This window comes from Pseudoalteromonas sp. P80D2, assembly GCF_036680945.1.
Lineage (GTDB): Bacteria > Pseudomonadota > Gammaproteobacteria > Enterobacterales > Alteromonadaceae > Pseudoalteromonas > Pseudoalteromonas shioyasakiensis.
Genome location: NZ_JAZDAR010000017.1, coordinates 90,160 through 110,147 on the forward strand (window position 1 = coordinate 90,160; position 19,988 = coordinate 110,147).

General features: G+C 42.3%; 18 protein-coding genes and 1 tRNA gene. 3 read left to right on the top strand and 16 right to left on the bottom strand.

What is annotated here, in order from left to right; all coding sequences use genetic code 11:
- Positions 1 to 114: 114 nt before the first annotated feature.
- From ruvB to VRK28_RS01450, 5 genes are all read right to left on the bottom strand, one after another.
- A complete protein-coding gene (ruvB, locus tag VRK28_RS01430) occupies positions 115 to 1,119 on the bottom strand; it encodes a Holliday junction branch migration DNA helicase RuvB (RefSeq protein ID WP_332393146.1) in 1,005 nt (334 codons plus the stop codon).
- 7 nt (positions 1,120 to 1,126) lie between these two features.
- Positions 1,127 to 1,747 (bottom strand): Holliday junction branch migration protein RuvA, encoded by a 621-nt coding sequence (gene ruvA, locus VRK28_RS01435; RefSeq protein WP_274167852.1) that lies wholly within the window; start codon positions 1,745 to 1,747, stop codon positions 1,127 to 1,129.
- 1 nt (position 1,748) lies between these two features.
- A complete protein-coding gene (gene ruvC, locus VRK28_RS01440) occupies positions 1,749 to 2,273 on the bottom strand; it encodes a crossover junction endodeoxyribonuclease RuvC (RefSeq protein ID WP_054561285.1) in 525 nt (174 codons plus the stop codon).
- 138 nt (positions 2,274 to 2,411) lie between these two features.
- Positions 2,412 to 4,913, bottom strand: coding sequence for an ABC transporter permease (locus tag VRK28_RS01445; RefSeq protein ID WP_332393147.1), 2,502 nt, complete (start codon positions 4,911 to 4,913; stop codon positions 2,412 to 2,414).
- The gene (locus tag VRK28_RS01450) at positions 4,903 to 5,622 is read right to left on the bottom strand and encodes an ABC transporter ATP-binding protein (protein WP_054553007.1); all 720 of its coding nucleotides are present in this window, start codon (positions 5,620 to 5,622) and stop codon (positions 4,903 to 4,905) included. Before VRK28_RS01450 ends, VRK28_RS01445 begins: the two co-directional genes overlap by 11 nt.
- On the opposite strand from VRK28_RS01450, the gene VRK28_RS01455 reads away from it, so the two are divergent.
- Together VRK28_RS01455 and VRK28_RS01460 are read left to right on the top strand one after the other, a co-directional pair.
- On the top strand, positions 5,623 to 6,240 hold the full coding sequence (locus VRK28_RS01455) for an arylesterase (RefSeq protein WP_332393148.1): 618 nt from the start codon (positions 5,623 to 5,625) through the stop codon (positions 6,238 to 6,240).
- A gap of 105 nt (positions 6,241 to 6,345) precedes the next feature.
- A tRNA-Pro gene (locus VRK28_RS01460) sits at positions 6,346 to 6,422 on the top strand.
- A 28-nt stretch (positions 6,423 to 6,450) separates the two neighbouring features.
- On the opposite strand, the gene VRK28_RS01465 is transcribed toward VRK28_RS01460, so the two are convergent.
- The 8 genes from VRK28_RS01465 to lrp form a co-directional block, all read right to left on the bottom strand.
- The gene (locus VRK28_RS01465; RefSeq protein WP_332393149.1) at positions 6,451 to 7,773 is read right to left on the bottom strand and encodes an ABC1 kinase family protein; all 1,323 of its coding nucleotides are present in this window, start codon (positions 7,771 to 7,773) and stop codon (positions 6,451 to 6,453) included.
- Between the two features lie 171 nt (positions 7,774 to 7,944).
- Positions 7,945 to 9,489 carry an arylsulfatase gene (locus VRK28_RS01470; RefSeq protein ID WP_135925089.1) on the bottom strand — a complete coding sequence of 515 codons (1,545 nt, stop codon included), beginning with the start codon at positions 9,487 to 9,489 and terminating at the stop codon, positions 7,945 to 7,947.
- A gap of 174 nt (positions 9,490 to 9,663) precedes the next feature.
- Positions 9,664 to 10,968 (bottom strand): serine--tRNA ligase, encoded by a 1,305-nt coding sequence (gene serS, locus VRK28_RS01475; protein WP_054552975.1) that lies wholly within the window; start codon positions 10,966 to 10,968, stop codon positions 9,664 to 9,666.
- Between the two features lie 9 nt (positions 10,969 to 10,977).
- Positions 10,978 to 11,364, bottom strand: coding sequence for a fluoride efflux transporter CrcB (crcB, locus tag VRK28_RS01480; protein WP_082389253.1), 387 nt, complete (start codon positions 11,362 to 11,364; stop codon positions 10,978 to 10,980).
- Positions 11,357 to 12,694 carry a replication-associated recombination protein A gene (locus VRK28_RS01485; RefSeq protein WP_332393150.1) on the bottom strand — a complete coding sequence of 446 codons (1,338 nt, stop codon included), beginning with the start codon at positions 12,692 to 12,694 and terminating at the stop codon, positions 11,357 to 11,359. The genes crcB and VRK28_RS01485 overlap by 8 nt, the downstream gene beginning before the upstream one ends.
- A gap of 3 nt (positions 12,695 to 12,697) precedes the next feature.
- Positions 12,698 to 13,324, bottom strand: a complete 627-nt coding sequence (gene lolA, locus VRK28_RS01490; protein ID WP_062565165.1) for an outer membrane lipoprotein chaperone LolA — start codon at positions 13,322 to 13,324, stop codon at positions 12,698 to 12,700.
- Positions 13,324 to 15,816 carry a DNA translocase FtsK gene (locus VRK28_RS01495; protein ID WP_332393151.1) on the bottom strand — a complete coding sequence of 831 codons (2,493 nt, stop codon included), beginning with the start codon at positions 15,814 to 15,816 and terminating at the stop codon, positions 13,324 to 13,326. The genes lolA and VRK28_RS01495 overlap by 1 nt, the downstream gene beginning before the upstream one ends.
- Before the next feature lie 141 nt (positions 15,817 to 15,957).
- A complete protein-coding gene (gene lrp / locus VRK28_RS01500; RefSeq protein WP_054552971.1) occupies positions 15,958 to 16,437 on the bottom strand; it encodes a leucine-responsive transcriptional regulator Lrp in 480 nt (159 codons plus the stop codon).
- 142 nt (positions 16,438 to 16,579) lie between these two features.
- Here lrp and ald point away from each other — a divergent pair, with 142 nt between their 5' ends.
- Positions 16,580 to 17,701 (top strand): alanine dehydrogenase, encoded by a 1,122-nt coding sequence (gene ald / locus VRK28_RS01505; protein ID WP_054552970.1) that lies wholly within the window; start codon positions 16,580 to 16,582, stop codon positions 17,699 to 17,701.
- 95 nt (positions 17,702 to 17,796) lie between these two features.
- On the opposite strand, the gene rluB is transcribed toward ald, so the two are convergent.
- The 3 genes from rluB to VRK28_RS01520 all read right to left on the bottom strand — a co-directional run bounded on the left by rluB (position 17,797) and on the right by VRK28_RS01520 (position 19,908).
- A complete protein-coding gene (gene rluB, locus VRK28_RS01510; RefSeq protein WP_055198703.1) occupies positions 17,797 to 18,669 on the bottom strand; it encodes a 23S rRNA pseudouridine(2605) synthase RluB in 873 nt (290 codons plus the stop codon).
- Positions 18,666 to 19,256 (bottom strand): SMC-Scp complex subunit ScpB, encoded by a 591-nt coding sequence (scpB, locus tag VRK28_RS01515; protein ID WP_054552968.1) that lies wholly within the window; start codon positions 19,254 to 19,256, stop codon positions 18,666 to 18,668. Before scpB ends, rluB begins: the two co-directional genes overlap by 4 nt.
- 130 nt (positions 19,257 to 19,386) lie before the next feature.
- The gene (locus VRK28_RS01520) at positions 19,387 to 19,908 is read right to left on the bottom strand and encodes an EF-hand domain-containing protein (protein WP_054561272.1); all 522 of its coding nucleotides are present in this window, start codon (positions 19,906 to 19,908) and stop codon (positions 19,387 to 19,389) included.
- Between the last annotated feature and the right edge of the window lie 80 nt (positions 19,909 to 19,988).

Sequence of the window (19,988 nt, forward strand, 5' to 3'; positions counted from 1 at the left end):
ACACAAATAAAACCACCCTCTCGGTCAACTGAAATCTAACTTCTGAAGTCTAACTACTAAAAAACCTAACTTCTAATGTCTAACTACAAAAAACCCCGCTTCGCGGGGTTTTAGTTATTTCTCTGGCGTTAGCCCAAAGTGTAAATAAGCAATGTCTGAAACAAGTCGTCCGCGGGGGGTACGCTGAATAAAGCCTTGTTGAATTAAAAACGGCTCTATGACATCTTCAATGGTTTCTTTTTCTTCGCCAATTGCAGCCGCTAGGTTATCAAGGCCAACGGGGCCGCCCATAAATTTTTCGATAATAGCTAGCAAGTATTTTCTATCCATGTAGTCAAAACCGCTTTTATCGACATCAATCATATCGAGGGCTTGCTCTGCAACTGTGGCGTTCACTTTACCGTCTGATTTCACTTGGGTGTAATCACGAACGCGGCGTAATAAACGGTTTGCTATGCGCGGTGTACCGCGTGAACGCTTGGCGATTTCGGTTGCACCTTCATCACACATGGTTAAGTCTAAAAAGCTTGCTGAGCGGGCAACAATTTTTGATAAGTCTTCAACCGAATAAAATTCTAATCGCTGAACAATACCAAAACGGTCTCTAAGTGGTGAGGTGAGTGAGCCAGCACGAGTTGTTGCACCAATTAAAGTAAATGGCGGCAAATCAAGCTTTATTGAGCGTGCTGCAGGGCCTTCACCTATCATTATATCCAGCTGATAATCTTCCATTGCGGGATACAAAATCTCTTCGACTTGCGGGCTCAAGCGATGAATTTCGTCAATAAACAGTACGTCGCCTTCTTCAAGGTTCGTTAAAAGTGCGGCTAAATCGCCTGCTTTTTCGAGTACTGGCCCTGATGTTGTTTTAATATTAACGTTAAGCTCGTTAGCTACAATATTTGCAAGTGTGGTTTTACCAAGACCCGGTGGACCAAATATTAATAAGTGATCCAGCGCTTCACAACGATGGCGAGCTGCCTCGATAAAAATTTCCATTTGTTGCTTAACATGCGGCTGGCCTGTGTAATCGGTTAACAGCTTTGGTCGTATGGCACGGTCAACACTGTCTTCGTTACTTTGTTCACTCGCATCTATTAAGCGATCTGCTTCAATCATGGTTTACTCACAACATTGATTTTAGAGCTTCTTTAATTAGAACCTCGGTCGTCATATCTGGTTTGTTCACTGTTTTAACCGCCTTTTGTGCTTGCGGTAGCTTATAGCCTAATGCCACTAGTGCTGATACAGCGTCATCAGCAGCATTATTTGCCACTAGGGTATCATCACTTGATGGCTCAATGACGGCATTATCGCTAAATGGTGTAAATAAGTCATTACCCCAATCTTTGAGTCTGTCTTTCATTTCGAGCACTAAACGCTCAGCCGTTTTTTTACCAACACCCGGCAATTTTACCAGTGTGGTCGCATCTTCATTATTAACACAACTTACAAATTGCTGCGCCGACATACCCGATAAAATAGCTAGACCAAGTTTTGGCCCTACACCATTGGCTTTTAAAAGCTCTCTAAATAAAGCGCGCTCGGTTTTGTTGTTAAAGCCAAATAATAGCTGGGCATCTTCACGTACCACAAAATGGGTATAAATAATCGCTTGCTCACCCACTGCCGGTAAATCATAAAAGCAAGTCATGGGCATTTGTACTTCGTAGCCTACACCACTTACTTCAATAAGAATTTCTGGCGGCTGTTTTTCTACTAGTAAGCCATTTAATCGACCAATCATATTACTTCCTTAATCTTCCTCTTACGGTTTTGCTTGCACTGCCCGCAAGTTTTATTAAATTTTGTTCTGAGTGTGCATGACAAATAGCAATTGCTAAGGCATCTGCGGCATCGGCTTGAGGGGTACCTGGCAGCTTTAAAATGTTTTTAACCATATGCTGTACTTGAGACTTATCGGCGCCGCCATTACCTACAACGGCCTGCTTAATTTGCCTAGCTGAATACTCATAAACTGGCAGCTCTGCCATTGAAGCGCCAACAATCGCTGCACCACGTGCTTGACCGAGTTTAAGCGCTGAGTCTGGGTTGTGTGCCATAAACACTTTTTCGATAGCAAAACTGTCTGGTGAGAATTGCTCTACCAATTGACTGATCCCTTGGTAAATCATTTTTAAGCGTACCGGAAAATCGTGATCGGCCAATTTAATGCAGCCACTACCTAAATAAGTGAACTTAGCACCTTGGTGAGCAATCACGCCGTACCCTGTTAATCGTGAACCAGGATCAATCCCTAAAATAATCGCCAACTAACTGATCCGTCTATTATCATTATTATCTGCGGTTAATAATGCCAGAGCACTGTATAAATTACCAGTAACCAATTGCAATTCATAAAAAATGCCCGCAATTGCGAGCATTTTATAGCCAACCTTTAAGTAAGACATTTACGCGAGCGAGCGTAATAAGCCTTGGGTATTTTTTCGCATTGTTCGCGCTATCATCAAATAGCCCAAACATGCCACAAATAAGCCTCCGACGGCTGGGCCAATCACCCAAATGTGGGGGTGGAACTTACCTGCTAAATCGAACATTTGTTTTTGTACTATTAACAGAGCGATGTCACTGACAATGGCAGCGACTAAACCAGCAGTAACGCCTAATAGTAAAAACTCATATAAGGTGGCATTTTTAATTAAGCGCCCTTTAGCACCTAAAGTTCGCAAAATAACAATCTCTTGCATTCGCTCGCCTAAACTTGCTTGCACTTGCGAAATAAGTACTAAAGCGCCACAGGCAACCACAATCGCTAGTACAAAGCCAATCGCTAACGATACTTGCTCTATGGTTGAACGAATTTGTTTAATAAAACTCTCAACATCTATCACGTTAACCGTGGGGTATTGACGCATTAGCTCATTAAACTCTCGTTTTTTCTCTGCTTTAACATTTACTGATGAAATATAAGTAGCAGGAAAACTCGCAAGCACATCAGGGCTCAAAATAATAAAGAAGTTAGGTTTAAGCGTGGTCCAATTAACCTTACGCACACTGGTAATTTTTGCATCGAATGATTGTGCACCAATTAAGAAGGTAAGCGTATCGCCAATTTTTACATCAAGGCGTTCAAGCATCGACTCTTCTACCGATGCCTCAGCTACTGAGTCTTCACTAAACCATGCACCGTCGATAAGCTCGTTTTGATTAGGCAAGTCTTTACGCCAAGTTAGATTTAACTCACGGCCAATACCAGAGCGGGCTTCTTCATCTTTCTTTTCGTTATCTTCTTGCGATACTTCGCGGGCAACCAACTCACCATTTACGGCGTTTACACGGCCACGCACAACCGGATAGAAATCAGACGTTGGCATATCGTTTTGCGCTAAGAAGCTAGTTATAGGCTCTAACTCTTGCTCAGTAATGTTCACTAAAAATGAATTAGGTGCATTTTCAGGAAGCTGAGACTGCCAATCCGAAATCATGTCGTTCTTAAGTACAATTAAAAACAGTAATAACTTGATAGCCAAAGCAAAGCTAATTAATTGTACTGCATTCACATTGGCACGCTTTTGAATTGACGCAATCGCCAATGACCAACTGTTACCAGGGCTTAAACCGAGCTTTCGGCCACCACCAAAAATAACCTTTGATAAGCCAAATAACACAGCTATTAAAAATGCCGTCGAAAGGAACAAAATTGCACTAATTTTGATGTTGTTACTAAATAACCACATCAGTAAAAACACAGTAAGCGCCGACATAGTAAGGTGCACTTTACTTACTAATAAACGGTCGCCTAAGTTACGGCGAAGTACACGTAGCGGCGGAATATCAAATAAATCGAGTAGCGGTTTAATTGAAAACATAACCGCACAAATCACACCCGTGCTAATCGCAATGATCCAAGGTTTTGCCGATGCACTTGGCAATGCTGAGCCCATGGTTTGTGCCAAATAATCAGTGGCAACCGCTTGTAAACCATAACCAATCAGTAAACCGACAATCACCGACATTGAACATACAAGGCTCAAATGTAATAAATAGATTTTACGGATCATAGCGCGGCTACCGCCAAGCGTTTTCATCATTGCAACTGGGTCGTACTGACGCTCACAATACCGTTTTGCCGATACCGCAATAGCAACAGCTGCTAAAATAATGCCAAGTAAACCAGCTAGCAATAAATAGCTTTCGGCACGATTTAAACTATTAGAAATAGGTGACTGGCGGTCTTTAACACCATACCAACGCTGGTTTTCTTTCATTTGTGGTTTTAACCACGCATAGAAGTTATCTAAGTTGTCTTTGTCGCCAGCATAAAGTTGGCGGTAAAACACCCGGCTGCCCGGCTGAATTACCTCTGTAACAGCAATGTCTGCTTCATTGATTAAGATTCGCTGGCTGCTTGAAAATACATTAAACGGTGCATCTGGCTCTTCGGCTACAACATGACTAGCCGTAAACGTAGCAGCGCCAAGCTCTACTTTATCCCCCACCTTAATATTCAGCGCATAAAACACAGATTCACTTAACCACACTTCACCACGACTTGGAATGTCGTTTGTTACTTGTGGTTGGCCAGTCAGGCTGGTTTTTACTTTTAGCTCGCCTTTTAATGGATAGGTATTTGATACCGCTTTAACCGAGCCAAGTTGCATTTCGTCACCGGCAAATAACATGGTATCGAAGTAAGTTATTTTAGCGGTGCGTAAGTTATCTTGGTTGGCTTTATCTAAAAACTCAGCAGGTAAAGCATGGTTACTTGCTAAAACGCGATCAGCGGCAATAAAGGCACTGCTTTTTTCTTCAATACTTTGACCAATTCGGTCGGTAACCATAGACAGTGTTAAAACAGTGAGAACAGCTAAGGCTATTGCTGCACTGATCACTGTTAATTCGCCACGCTTAAACTCACGTGAAAACAGTTTTAGTGCTAATTTAGCCCACATTCGCTTGCACTCCTTCGTTTTCTTTTACAGTTACTAGCTGCCCTGCTTCAATATGTAAAATTTGCTGACACTTTTGTGCAAGCTGCTCATCATGGGTTACTAAAATGAGTGTCGTGCCGTGCTCTTTATTTAGTTCAAATAATAAAGACTCAATTAACTTACCGTTTTTGCTATCTAGGTTCGCAGATGGTTCATCGGCGAATAAAATTTTCGGTGTGCCAATAAATGCTCGCGCAATTGCTACACGTTGCTGCTCACCACCAGATAATTGCGAGGGGTAATGACCAACACGATGGCTTAAGCCTACTTTTTCGAGTAGCTCAAGTGCTTGCTGCTTAGCGTCTTTGCTACCCGCAAGCTCAGCGGGAAGCATTACGTTTTCAAGGGCTGTTAAACTTTGTACAAGCATGAAAGACTGAAACACAAAACCTACTTTTTCAGCGCGAAGTGCTGCCCGTGCTTCTTCATCTAATTCGTGTAATGCGGCTCCATCTAAATGGATACTACCACCGGTAGATTGGTCAAGGCCTGCTAATAAACTTAATAAAGTAGACTTACCCGAACCTGAGGTGCCTACCACTGCAACTGAGTCGCCCGACTTGACATTAAAGCTGATGTCACTGAGGATGGTCAGGTCGCCCTCAACCGTGGTGACCGTTTTAGAAAGTCCTTTAACTTGAATGATGTTTAATTGAGAAAGCGCTGACATATGATGCATCCAATCCTACGTTTTATATTCGTTTTACTGTTAGTAATCAAACCACTTACGGCAGCAGCTGACAACACAATTTTAATTCTAGGTGACAGTTTAAGCGCCGCTTACGGACTTAAACAAGAGCAAGGCTGGGTTAAATTGTTACAAGATAAGTACGATGAAAAAGACCAATCTGTATACCTAGTAAACGCCAGTATTAGCGGTGAAACCACAGGCGGTGCCCTAAGACGACTCGACGCGTTACTGAGCGAATTTGAACCCACTCATGTACTCATTGAGCTAGGCGGAAACGATGGTTTACGAGGTTTCCCTATTAAACGCCTGCAAACTAACCTACGTGATTTAATAACAAAAAGCCAACAAATCGGGGCGAAAACCGCCGTAATGGAAGTGCAAATTCCACCTAACTATGGCCCGCGTTATACCAAACTTTTCACCGATAGCTTTAAAACCATTGCCGATGAAACAGATTCCGAGCTCATGCCCTTTTTCATGCTAAGTATTGCAGGCCGTCCAGAACTTATGCAAAACGATAACCTGCACCCTAATGCCGATGCTCAGCCATTAATACGCGACTTTATGTACAAAACGATCAACGATTGGCTAGATTAACCTCTAGCCCATTGATTTAATGTGGATTACCTGAACAATAAACAAGCAATCGAACAGCGGAGATATTGATTTTTATAAAAAAAGCCGTACTATGGCTTGCAATGTCGGCATATAGCGCAGCTTGGTAGCGCACTGTCATGGGGTGTCAGGGGTCGCAGGTTCAAATCCTGCTATGCCGACCATTTTTCTACCCCCCAAACTCCCGCTCTATTATTTATCCCTCTGTGCTTCAAACTCCTTAAAAATACTGTTCACATTCACTTTTGCGCCAAGCTTTGCAGCGATTAAAAAGAGGCCTGCTAGTTTTCTGTGAACGAACAAGGCATCTACCGGTGGTGCATGCCAATGCTCTGAGGCGGTGCTCATTTTAAGGCCGAGTTCTTTAATGCGTTTTGGTAAGTCACTATTTGCAAAGTCATACTCACCTTGATGGCGCAGTGGCTCGCAGGCGAGTAGAAATATATCGACGACATTATCTATATATTCTTGAGCAAGCCCTTGTTGAAAATAGCCAATTTGCTGTGCTGCTGTTGCAACGCCTGCTCTGTCGTTACTAATCGCGGAAGATAATAACTGTAAGTAACCATCACTAATATGCTGAGGTAGTTCGCGGGTGGCGCCAAAATCTAAAAGTACTAAGCGTTGATTGTCGATTTGATATTGATAATTGGCAAAGTTTGGATCTGTTTGAACTAGTTTAAAGCTAAATAATTCACGTAAAAATAGGCTGAGTAACTGTTCAACCGCTTTATTACGCAGCGCTTGCTCAGTGTTTACTAGTTCATCTAGCTCTTGTCCTTCAACAAAATTCATTACTAAAACTTGAGAAGAACTAAGCGAATCTACTACATTAGGAATAAGGTAATTGTCGTCACCTTTTAAACACTCGCTGTAGCGTTTTAAATAATTAGCTTCTAATTCGTAGTCAGCTTCGTTTATAAGCTGTTGTTTTGCTTCATCGATAAGAGGCTGTATTTCTACCTCTTTAGGTAATAAGCCACTGAGCTTAAGAAGGTAAGCTAAGTTATCAACATCACTGGCAATGCCTTTTGCAATACCTGGGTATTGCACTTTAACTGCTAACTTTTCGCCCGATTCTCTGTAAGCAATATGCACTTGCCCTATTGATGCCGCAGCAAATGGTCTGAGTTCAAAATGCGATAATTGCTCTAACCACGCATCACCCCAATGCTCACGCATTACTTTAACTAGCTGCTTTTGCGGCATAGCTGTCGCCTCTGAACGCAGCCTTGCTAAAATTGCAGATAGCTCAGGAGTAAGTAATTCGCCACTATCCATAGATAACAGCTGGCCCAATTTCATTGCAGCCCCGCGAAGATTTGCAAGCTGTTCGGCAAAGCGCTGAATATTTTTTGGTTGTAACAATAACTCTTGTCGTGATGTTTGCTTGCCAGCCGCCCATGCTTTTGTGCCTTCAAACAACATATTTCCCGCCACTTTACCAGCTAAAGAGCCAAGCCGAACAGCGCGTGAAAACCGTGATGTTGGAACAGATTTTTGTTTATTACTCATAATGTTTCACACTATTAACTTAATGCTTTGAATACGTTGATTGCTCGGTTTTAGATCCACTTTAGCTTTTTACAATCTTTTGCCCATTAGCATAAAACTAAAAAAGCCGCATGGTTTCCCGATGCGGCTATTTATTTAGATTAACAACTTAATAAATCGTTTTATTGAGTGTTACTGCTTACCAGACATCAACTGTTCCATCAGTTGGCTAAAGTCAAAGCTCGCTGCTTTTTGCAGTGGTGGATATTCAGTCAATGACTTAATGTGTTCACCAAGTAGATGTTGCACAGGCTCATTTAACCATTGCTTAGCTTGCACAATGTCTGAACGGTCTGTTAGGCCATCAAAGCTTTCAAACGGGTCCATACGTAAGTTATAGATGATCGGGAACTTTTGCTTCTCATACTGAGCGTAATAGTTTTCGCTCGTTTCGAAATGAAGTTTCCACTGCTTATAACGCACAGCCTTGATGCTTGATTCGTAATAATAAAGGAAACTATCACGCGCACTTTCGTCTGTTTTACCTAACCAATAATCTAAGTTATTTACGCCATCAATCGGTTGCTTATGCTCTTTAAGGGCTTTTTTCGCGATATTTGGTTCACCCGCTGCTGCTGCAAGGGTTGTGTAAATATCCATGTGCGATTGAATACCCGTTAGTATCGTATTTGCAGGGACTTTACCTGGCCAACGAACAATCATAGGAACGCGTACGCCGCCTTCGTAAGTTGTCATCTTTTCACCACGGAAAGGTGTTGTACCGCCGTGTAATCGAGCGCTGTGCTCAGGACCATTATCTGTTGAGTAAATAACGATAGTGTTATCAAGTACACCCATATCATCTAGCGCAGCCATTAACTCACCCACTTGCTGGTCATGTTCAATTAGGCCACTGCCGTATAAATCATGCTCTGTGGTGTACTCTTCAGCTAAATAACGACTTTCGTCACTTAAACGCGTATACATGTGCATACGACTTGGGTTAAACCAAACAAAGAAAGGTTTATCAGCTTTTTTTGCACGCTTGATAAAATCTAGGCTCGCAGCCATAAACTCTTTATCTACGTTTTTCATACGTTCGCGAGAAAGCTGGCCGGTATCTTCAATTTTTTGTTTACCTACTTTACCAAAACGTGGATCAACCGTTTTATCATCTACATTAGTTGCGTAAGTATGTAAAACACCTCGCGTACCATACTTTTTGAAAAATTCAGGGTCTTTTGGATAATCACGTTGCTCGAATTCTTCTTGCGTATTTAAGTGATATAAGTTTCCAAAAAATTCATCAAAACCATGAACGGTTGGTAAGTGCTCGTTGCGATCACCTAAGTGGTTTTTACCAAATTGACCTGTAGCGTAACCTTGCTCTTTAAGAACCTCAGCAAGGGTATAAGAGCCCGCTTTTAAACCAAGCTCTGCGCCTGGTCTGCCAACAGTTGTCATGCCACTACGGATTGGGTACTGGCCGGTAATAAGGGCAGCGCGACCAGCAGTACATGATGGTTGTGCATAGTGATCGGTAAACATTGCACCTTCATGGGCAAGTTTATCAATATTTGGGGTTTTATAACCCATGGTACCAAGCCCATATGCACTGACGTTTTGCCAGCCTACATCATCGGGGAATATTATGAGGATATTGGGCTTATCTTTAGCAAAAGCGACAGAGCTTGCTAAATACAAAGCAGCAGATGCTACGGCGAGTAGTTTTTTCATAACAGCAGTCCTTCGTGTATTGTAATAAAATACTATGTGATTTAGTTTTAAAACTGATAGTACCTATTTTTAGTTTACTAAACATACTGCTTACCGCAATTAATTATTATCAAAAAATAAAAAAAAACCGCATGGTTTCCCAATGCGGTTTCATAAAATGACTAAAAATTAAGCCTATTTAATTACTTCTAAGCCACCCATGTAAGGGCGTAATACTTCTGGTACAACAATTGAGCCGTCTGCTTGTTGGTAGTTCTCTAAGATTGCTACCAGTGTACGACCAACCGCTAAACCAGAACCATTTAGTGTATGAAGTAGCTCTGGCTTTTTCTCGCCTTGACGACGGAAACGCGCTTGCATACGACGTGCTTGGAAATCAACCATGTTTGAACATGATGAGATTTCACGATAAGTGTTTTGTGCAGGTAACCATACTTCTAAATCGTAAGTTTTTGCTGCACCAAAGCCCATATCACCCGTACATAAAATCACTTTACGGTATGGAAGTTCTAATGCTTGTAAGATTTGCTCAGCGTGACCTGTTAGCTCTTCGAGCGCTTGCATTGAATCTTCTGGTTTTACTAGTTGTACTAATTCAACTTTGTCGAATTGGTGCTGACGAATAAGACCACGTGTATCACGGCCATAGCTACCCGCTTCACTACGGAAACAAGGCGTATGCGCTGTTAAACGAATTGGTAAGTCGCTTTCGTCGTAAATTTCGTCACGAGCACTGTTCGTAAGTGGTACTTCAGCAGTAGGAATTAAGCTAAAACCTGGTTGTTGCTGGCCGTCGTCATCCACTAAACCTAAAGTGTGAAATAAGTCACCAGCAAACTTAGGTAATTGGCTTGTGCCGTATAAGCTTGCGCTATTAACAAGGTAAGGCACATACATTTCTGTATAGCCGTTTTGCTCTGTGTGCGTATCAAGCATGAACTGCGTAAGAGCACGGTGCATACGTGCAACTTGACCACGCATAACAGTAAAACGTGCGCCACTGATTTTAACGCCCATTTCAAAGTCTAGGCCGTTTACGTCTTGACCAACATCAACGTGATCTTTTACTTCAAAGTCATATGACTTAGGCGTACCCCAGGTTGAAATTTCAACGTTTTGATCTTCGTCTTCACCTACTGGTACAGACTCATCAGGTAGGTTTGGAATAGCAAGCGCAATTTGCTTAAGCTCTTCAAGTACTGCGTCTTGCTCTGCTTTAACGCTGTCTAGTTGATCGCCAAGATTACTGACTGAATCAAGCAGCTGTTGTGCTTTTTCGTGCTCGCCTTTCGCTTTTGCTTGGCCGATAGCTTTGGAACTTGCATTACGCTCGCTTTGAAGTTCTTGCGTTTTTACTTGTAATGTTTTGCGTTTTTCTTCAAGTGCAGTTACCGCTGCAGTATCAAGTTCGTAACCGCGTGATGCTAAACGTGCAGCCGCTTGTTCGATATCTTGACGTAAATATTTAGAATCTAACATGTTCGATTTTTAACCTTTTTGCATTACCAGCTGAAGGCCCAGCCAAGCCATAAATATACACACCACCACGTTTAAGGTGATATTGAGGGCCATTTTAAAAAAGTGACCTTGTTGCAAGAGCAACAACGAATCCATTGAGAATGTTGAAAAGGTGGTCAATGCACCTAAAAAGCCAATACCAATTAAGGTTTTAGCGGGGCTAACAGCGATTATTTCTTTTTCAATCAAGCCGTATAAAATGCCCATTAACAATGAACCAAGAATATTAACTGTCAACGTGCCAAAAGGGAATCCCCTTCCGAGCAGTTTTAGCATGGTTTCGCTAAGAAAATAGCGTAAACATGCCCCTGAAGCGCCACCCATTGCAATCATCATGTAAAGTTTCAAACTATTCATAACGTTTAATATCACTTTGCTCGTTGCGCTGAGTTAAATAGTCCAGCTTTTGTTTTATTTTTTGTTCAAGCCCGCGGTCGGTTGGGAAGTAATACTGGCGATCATTAATTGCCTCAGGGAAATACTTCTCACCTGCTGCAAACGCACCTTCCTCATTATGTGCATACCGATATTCAGCACCATAACCTAAGTCTTTCATTAAGCTAGTTGGCGCATTGCGTAGATGCTCTGGCACCGGATGGCTCGGCTCATTTTTAGCATCTTGCATAGCTTGATTAAACGCCATATAAACTGCGTTACTTTTCGGAGCACTGGCTAAATAAATGGTGGCTTGTGCAATAGCGCGCTCACCTTCACTTGGGCCAACACGTTGAAAAATATCCCACGCATTGAGTGCGACTTCCATTGCTCGCGGGTCGGCATTGCCAATATCTTCTGTAGCAATCGCTAATAAGCGCCTAGCCACATAAAGTGGGTCGCCGCCACCTGCTAAAATACGGCAGTACCAATATAAGGCGCCATCAGGTGAACTACCTCGTACTGACTTATGAAACGCTGAAATCAAGTCGTAAAACTCATCGCCGCCTTTATCGTACTTGGCTAAGTGAGTTGGCAGCACTTGGCTTAAAACATGTTGATCAACAAGGTATTTGCCCTGCTGCTCCGTAGTTAAATCAACCGCTTGTTCTAACAGGTTAAGCACTTTACGTGCATCGCCATCACTTGCTTGACAAAGCGCTTGTTTAGCGTTTTCGGCAATTGCAATGTGTTTTTGGCTAAGCTCTACGTCTTCACGTAAGGCGCGTTCAATTACGTTAAATAAATCGGCTTGTTCAAGTGCTTTTAATACATATACACGGGCACGAGACAATATCGCGTTATTAAGTGCAAATGATGGGTTTTCGGTGGTCGCGCCGACAAAAATAAAAGTACCATCTTCGATATGTGGTAAAAATGCATCTTGCTGAGATTTATTAAAGCGATGCACTTCGTCAACAAACAATAAAGTGCGCTGCCCTCGCCCAGCAAGGTTTGCTTTTGCTTCGCTTACAGCCTCACGAATGTCTTTTACACCTGCTGTGACTGCCGACATTTGAATAAGGCTGGCATCGGCATGGTTTGCAATAATCTGCGCTAACGTGGTTTTACCAACACCTGGCGGCCCCCACAAAATGAGGCTGTGGCATCGACCTGCAAGAATCGCTTGGTAAAGAGGTTTATCGGGGCTTAAAAGGTGCTGCTGACCTATGTAGTCATTGAGTGTTTCTGGTCGCATGCGCGCCGCAAGTGGGCGCACATCAGGACCAAAATTAAATCCGAGATTACTCAAGCCTTAATCACCTTGGCTTTGGTCGTCAACTTCAACGCCTTCTGGAATGGTAAATTCAAAGGTTTGAGTTGCAAGTGCTTCGTTTACTTTAGCATCTTTAAAAGTAAATAAAGACTGCTGACCAGAGGTATCTAATACTGTCAGTGATGCTAGGCCTTGCTCTTTAGCATTAAAGCTAATATCTAACTTTTCAACTTGGCTCTCAACGCCTTTGTTTGGTGTGACACTAAAGCCTGCATCAGTTGCCACAACTTGGTATTTAGCCCACTGCTCTGGATCTTTTGACGTCAACAATACAAACGGTGTTGAATCAATCAGGCTGTGGGTATTCATAATCGTTACTTGCTCAGCAAAGCTGTCGAAGTAATACGTTTTGTCGCCATTTGATACAAACAAAGTATCGTCTGGGCTTTGTTGCTGCCAGCGGATCATCATAGGTTGCTGAAGGGCAATATTCCCCTCACCTTGCATGATAGCTTCGCCTTGCGAATCGGTAACCTGCTGTGAAAACTCTGCTTTAAAACTTTTAATCGCAGCCAGTTGTTGTTGCAACGCTTCGCTGTCGTCTGCAAAACTTTGACCACTTAATAAACAACCCATAATTAGGGCTAGGTATTTAATTTTTTTCATTAATTTGCTCCACCATTTGGCACTAAGACTTCGCGGGCACCGTTATGTCCTGGTGCGCTAACAATGCCTGATGTTTCCATTTGTTCAACTAAGCGTGCTGCGCGGTTATAACCTACACGGAGCTTACGCTGTACACTCGATACCGACACTTTGCCGGTTTCAATTACAAATGATACTGCTTCATCGTAAAGCGGATCTGACTCTTCATCACCGTCTTCACTGGTTTCTCCTGGTAGTAAAATTTCTTCTGTGGCATCGCCACTTAAAATTTCATCAATATAATTTGGTTTGCCACGTTTTTTCCAATCGTCTACAACCGCATGTACTTCGTGGTCGTCAACAAACGCGCCATGCACACGCACTGGTACACTAGTACCCGGCGGTAAGTAAAGCATGTCACCCATACCAAGTAAGTTTTCAGCACCTTGCTGATCTAAAATGGTACGCGAGTCAATTTTACTTGAAACTTGGAACGCCATACGGGTTGGAATATTCGCTTTAATCAAACCTGTAATTACGTCAACCGATGGGCGCTGTGTTGCTAGCACTAAGTGAATACCTGCAGCACGGGCTTTTTGCGCGATACGTGCAATCAGCTCTTCCACTTTTTTACCCACGATCATCATCATGTCGGCAAATTCGTCAATGACCACCACAATACTTGGCAGTTTATCTAGCTCTTCAGGGCCATCGGCCATGCCATCGGTGTCTTTAAACAGTGGATCTAGAATCGGTTGACCCGCTTCTTTGGCATCCAACACTTTTTGGTTGTAACCTTTTAAGTTACGTACCCCAAGTGCCGACATTAGCTTATAACGACGTTCCATTTCGCCTACACACCAACGCAATGCATTGGCTGCTTCTTTCATGTCGGTAACAACTTCACATAATAAATGTGGGATGCCTTCGTACACAGAAAGTTCAAGCATTTTCGGGTCGATCATGATCATACGAACATCATCAGGGCCCGATTTGTACAGTAAGCTTAATATCATTACATTAACGCCCACTGACTTACCTGAACCTGTGGTACCCGCAACAAGTAAATGTGGCATTTTGCCAAGGTCAGCGCATACCGGCTCGCCAGCAATGTCTTTACCTAACACCATAGTCAGTGGTGATGGATTTGATTCGAACTTAGGCGCGTTAATAACTTCACTTAAACGCACTATTTCACGGTGTTTGTTTGGCAGCTCTAAACCAACATAGGTTTTACCCGGAATAACTTCTACTACACGCACGCTTACAGCAGACAGTGAACGCGCTAAATCTTTCGCTAGGCCAGTGATTTTAGCGACTTTAATACCCGGCGCTAAATCAAGCTCAAAGCGCGTTACAACCGGACCTGGGTACACACCCACAACCGCAGCTTGAATGTTAAAATCAAGTAATTTGGTTTCAACTAAACGCGAAATACCATCAAGCTCTTCTTGCGATAATGGGTTTTTCGCTTTATCTGGGCGGTCTAATAAATCAAGTGATGGTAACGGGTTTGTAGGCGGCTGCTCTTCAAGCAGTGCTTCAAACTTTTCCTTTGCCGTTGGCGGTGGCTCATATGCAGGTTTTGGTTTAGGCATAGGGCGGGCAGGCGAAACAACCGTTGTGACAGGTTTTTCTGGCTCAACAACTGGGCTCTGATCAAGCGCATTCAGTGCCGATACGGTATCGAATGATTCATCATCAAGGGCACTAAAACCAATTTCTTGGTCAAGAATATCGTCTAGTTCATCAAAGCCTTTAAAGTCATCATCAGCTTTTTCAGCAGGCTTTTGCTTAGCCTTAGTAGGTTTTGGTTCTTCTTCATCTGCATCATTAAAGCTTATAGCTGGCTCGTTTTCTGGTTCTACAAAGTTAGCGTCTGGCTCTGAAGTGCCGATATCTTTAACAGCTTCTTTTTCACGATGTAACCAAGCAGAAAATTGCTCACGTAAAAAGTAAAATGCTTTCATTACCCACTTGCCGACAAAATCGACAAATTGCACCCACGAAATACCGGTTAATAGGGTTAAACCAGCAAAGAAAAAACACAGTAATAAAATTGAGGTGCCGGTAAAATTAAAGGTAGGCATCATTGCTGTCGCAATAACATCCCCCACTACCCCACCAGATGAGAAGTTATAAATATCGTCAAAATTAATGCTGCTGATTGCCGTCGCTGAAGTAATAAACAGCGCAAAACCAATAACACGTAAGGCAAGCGTGGTGTAATCTAGCTGGAAAATACGGTGTGGCTGTTTAAACAATAAATAACCGAACAATTGAATGGCAACAGGCACTAAATAAGCAAGCCAGCCAAAAGTGAGTAATAGGATATCTGCAACCCAAGCTCCCGCTGTGCCGGTAATATTCTTAACATTAACAAATTCACCGGTTTGTGACCATGAAGGGTCCGCAGGATCAAAACTGATTAATGCACATAAAATAAATACTGCAGCAAAGGTGCTGATGATTAGCCCCGTTTCTAACAGTCTTTGAACACCATTTAGGCGCATAGCTCCCTATTCCTTATTATTCTTTACTGATCGATTAGCAGTGAAATACCTTAGCAGGAAATGCCGTTTGATGCACTTTATCTTAGCCTTGATGGACTGATAATGAACAAGTTTTTGTTACTCAATATGTATTTTAACAGTTTAGGCAATATATGGGCGAATAATGACCCCTTCTTCACCTTTTACTTCTTCCATTACCACATAAGTTCGGCTTTCACTGACATTTGGTAGTTTTAGTAGAATATCACCCAGTACATTTCGATATTCCGACATATCATTTACCCGCGTTTTTAATAGAAAGTCGAAATTACCTGATACTAGATGGCACTCAATTATTTCGTCGTGCTTTTTAACTGCAGCGTTAAACTCTTCGAAAACATCTGGTGAGGTTTTAGTGATGGTTACTTCTACATAAACCGACAAACCTTGGCCAAGTTTAGCAGGATCCACTACTGCTTTATATCCGAGTATATAACCCTCTCTTTCGAGCTTTTTTACCCGCTCCAAACAAGGGGTGGCACTTAGCCCTACACGCCTTGCCAGCTCTACGTTAGAGATCCGACCATCGAGCTGTAATTCCATTAAAATTTTACGGTCTATTCTGTCGAGTAATTGATGCATAAGCCAAACCAGAGTTTTGCACTGTTTAAAATTTATTTTCAGATTATATCACTAGAATGACACTTAAAAAAGGTGAGACACACTGGCTGGTCATGAATATAATAGTCAAAAATTTTATCCCGTTCTATTAAGGCGAAAAACTATGATTATTGGTGTACCTAAAGAAATCAAAAACCATGAATACCGTGTAGGTATGGTTCCTGCGAGTGTTCGTGAACTAGTAAACCATGGCCACCAAGTGTTTGTTGAAACTGATGCTGGTATGGGCATTGGCTTCACTAACGAAGATTATGTTGCAGCTGGTGCTGAAATTTTACCAACAGCAGCAGACGTTTTTGCTAAAGCTGAAATGATCGTTAAAGTAAAAGAGCCACAAGCTGTTGAGCGTGCAATGTTACGCGAAGACCAAATTCTATTTACTTACCTTCACTTAGCACCGGATCTTCCACAAACTGAAGACCTAGTTAAAAGTGGCGCAGTGTGTATCGCTTACGAAACAGTAACTGATTCACGTGGCGGTTTACCTCTTCTTGCTCCTATGAGTGAAGTTGCAGGTCGTATGTCTATCCAAGCTGGTGCACAAGCGCTTGAAAAATCAAACCACGGCCGTGGTATGTTACTTGGTGGTGTACCAGGTGTTGAGCCAGCTAAAGTTGTTGTTATCGGCGGCGGCATGGTTGGTCGTAGCGCAGCGCAAATGGCTGTTGGTCTAGGTGCTGACGTTGTTGTTCTTGACCGTAACATCGACGTACTACGTGCATTAGACGCACAGTTCGGTAATAAAGTTAAAGCTATCTACTCTACTGCTGACGCACTAGAAAAACACGTACTAGAAGCTGACCTTGTGATCGGTGGCGTACTAATCCCAGGTGCAGCAGCGCCTAAACTAGTAACAGCTGAGCACATCAAAGCAATGAAGCCTGGTTCTGCAATCGTTGACGTTGCAATCGACCAAGGTGGTTGTATCGCAACTTCTAAAGCGACAACTCACGCTGATCCTACTTACATTGTTGATGACGTTGTTCACTACTGTGTTGCTAACATGCCAGGTGCTGTTCCACGTACTTCTACGTTCGCACTTAATAATGCAACATTACCGTTCATCATCAACCTTGCTAACAAAGGTTATAAGAAAGCGCTTCTTGACGATGCTAACTTCTTAAAAGGCTTAAACGTGATCAAAGGCCAAGTTACTTATAAAGAAGTAGCTGAAGCTTTCAACATGGAATATGTTGACCCACGTACAGCAGTTGAAAATGCATAAGTAGCATTTTGAAACAAAAAAAGCAGCGATATCGCTGCTTTTTTTATGCCTGTTTGCAAATAAATTAGTTTATCTGCAAACAATTATATTTCTGATTAACGACGCTTAGTTTGTTTAGCACGTTGATTGTGCTTTTTAACCGCCTTACGGATTTGGTTAATTTTAGCACGCTTGTCTTTACGCTTTTCAGGAATAACCGACAGCTTAGTTTGCGTTTCGCGGCCTAGTTGTACTGTTTTACGTAAATAGTTAACCGTGTCTAAATCAAGCTCAGCCCAACCACCTTGTGGCAAGCGCTTATCAAGCTCTAACTTACCGTAACGAATACGGATAAGACGCGATACCTCAACATCTTGTGATTGCCATAAACGACGTACTTCGCGGTTACGACCTTCTGTTAAAGTGACATTGAACCAACGGTTGATACCTTCACCACCCATAGGTTTGATGTTTAAGAATTTTGCAGGACCATCTTCAAGCTCAACGCCTTTTGTTAAAGTGCGTAGCGTTTCGTTAGTCACTTCACCAAACACACGAGCGGAGTACTCACGCTCTACTTCGTAGCTTGGGTGCATTAAACGGTTAGCAAGTTCACCATCGTTAGTAAACAGCATTAAACCAGCGGTATTAATATCTAGTCGGCCAACTGCAATCCAACGCTCGCCATCAACACGTGGTAAACGATCAAATACCGTACGACGACCTTCAGGGTCTTTACGTGTACATAACTCGCCTTCTGGCTTGTTATACATAAGTACACGACAAATACGGTCGGCTTTGTCTTCAATTTTTACTACGTGACCGTCAACTCGAATTACATCGGTTGCTTCAACACGGTCGCCTAAACGTGCCACTTTACCATTTACGCTCACACGGTTGGCATCGATGTATTTTTCCATCTCACGACGTGAACCCACGCCAGCACGGGCTAATACTTTTTGTAACTTTTCAGTTTCTACATTACTCATTCAGATAGTTCTCTCACAGAAGGATCGCTCAATAGCTGGTTGATTTTACTCTCCTGAAGTTCAGGTAACGGCGGTAATTCATCTAAACCAGCTAATGAAAAATAATCTAAGAAAGCGGATGTTGTGGCATATAACGCTGGGCGCCCAGGCACCTCTTTATGGCCAACAACTCTGACCCACTCTCTTTCTAATAAGGTTTTAATAATTCCTGAGCCAACAGCAACCCCCCGTACTTGTTCAATTTCACCACGGGTAATAGGTTGTCTATAGGCAATCAAGGATAAAGTTTCTAGTAGTGCTCGTGAGTATTTAGGTGCGCGCTCTTGCCATAAGTTTGCCAGCCAAGGCGCTAAACTAGCGCAGGCTTGAAACCTGTAACCGCTGCCTACTGCAACAAGCTTAATGCCTCGGGTTTGATAATGCGTTTGAATTTGTTCAATTGCATTATTAATGCGCGGCATAGAAACGCTTAAATCAGCTAATACTGTCTCTTTTAAATGACGTTTAGACACAGGTTTTCCAGCAACAAAAATCGCGGCTTCTATGATTTCGACTAACTGTTCATCACTGATACGTTTTGTGGCCATCACTACTAAAGGTCATTTTAAATCACTAACGCTCTATTATGACAGAAGTCGGCCAAGGTTGGAAAAATTATTGTAAAAAAGCCAGTGTAAAACACTGGCTTTAGGGGATATTTACGAATGAATATTGAAATTAGCTATTTTTAACCATTTCAAGGGCATCATCTTCGGCAACGTCGCTGCCATATTTGCTAATGTAATTAACAAACTCAGTGCGGCTTACACGCTTATCTTTGTTGCTATCCATATAGCCAAAGTGATTTGCGATATCGTCGTCATCGGCTTCTTCAATAGAAACATAACCATTTTTGTCGTTATCTAACGATTTAAAGTCATTTTCGATTGGGTCAAATTTAGCGATTTCAGCTTTAAATGCTGATTCAGATACCTCACTATCAGTTGCTACCTTGCCCGTATTTAATTGCATGTATGCATTAAATTCAGTGCGGCTGATTTGCTCATCCATATTGGTATCGATATTTGAAAAATGATCCCAAATTGCATCATCGTCAGCTTCTACCTTAGAGATATAACCGTCATTGTCATTATCTAGGCTGCCAAAATCGCTGTCGATTTTTGCTAAAGAGTTACTTGCAGAACATGCTGAAAGACTTAGTGCTGCTAAAATTGTTGATGCTAAAGTTAACTTGTTCATAAGACATTTCCTTGTAGTCGATTAGATTCACTTCGACTGTTACAAGTTGAATGCCAAAATGCCTTATTGGCTAAAATCAA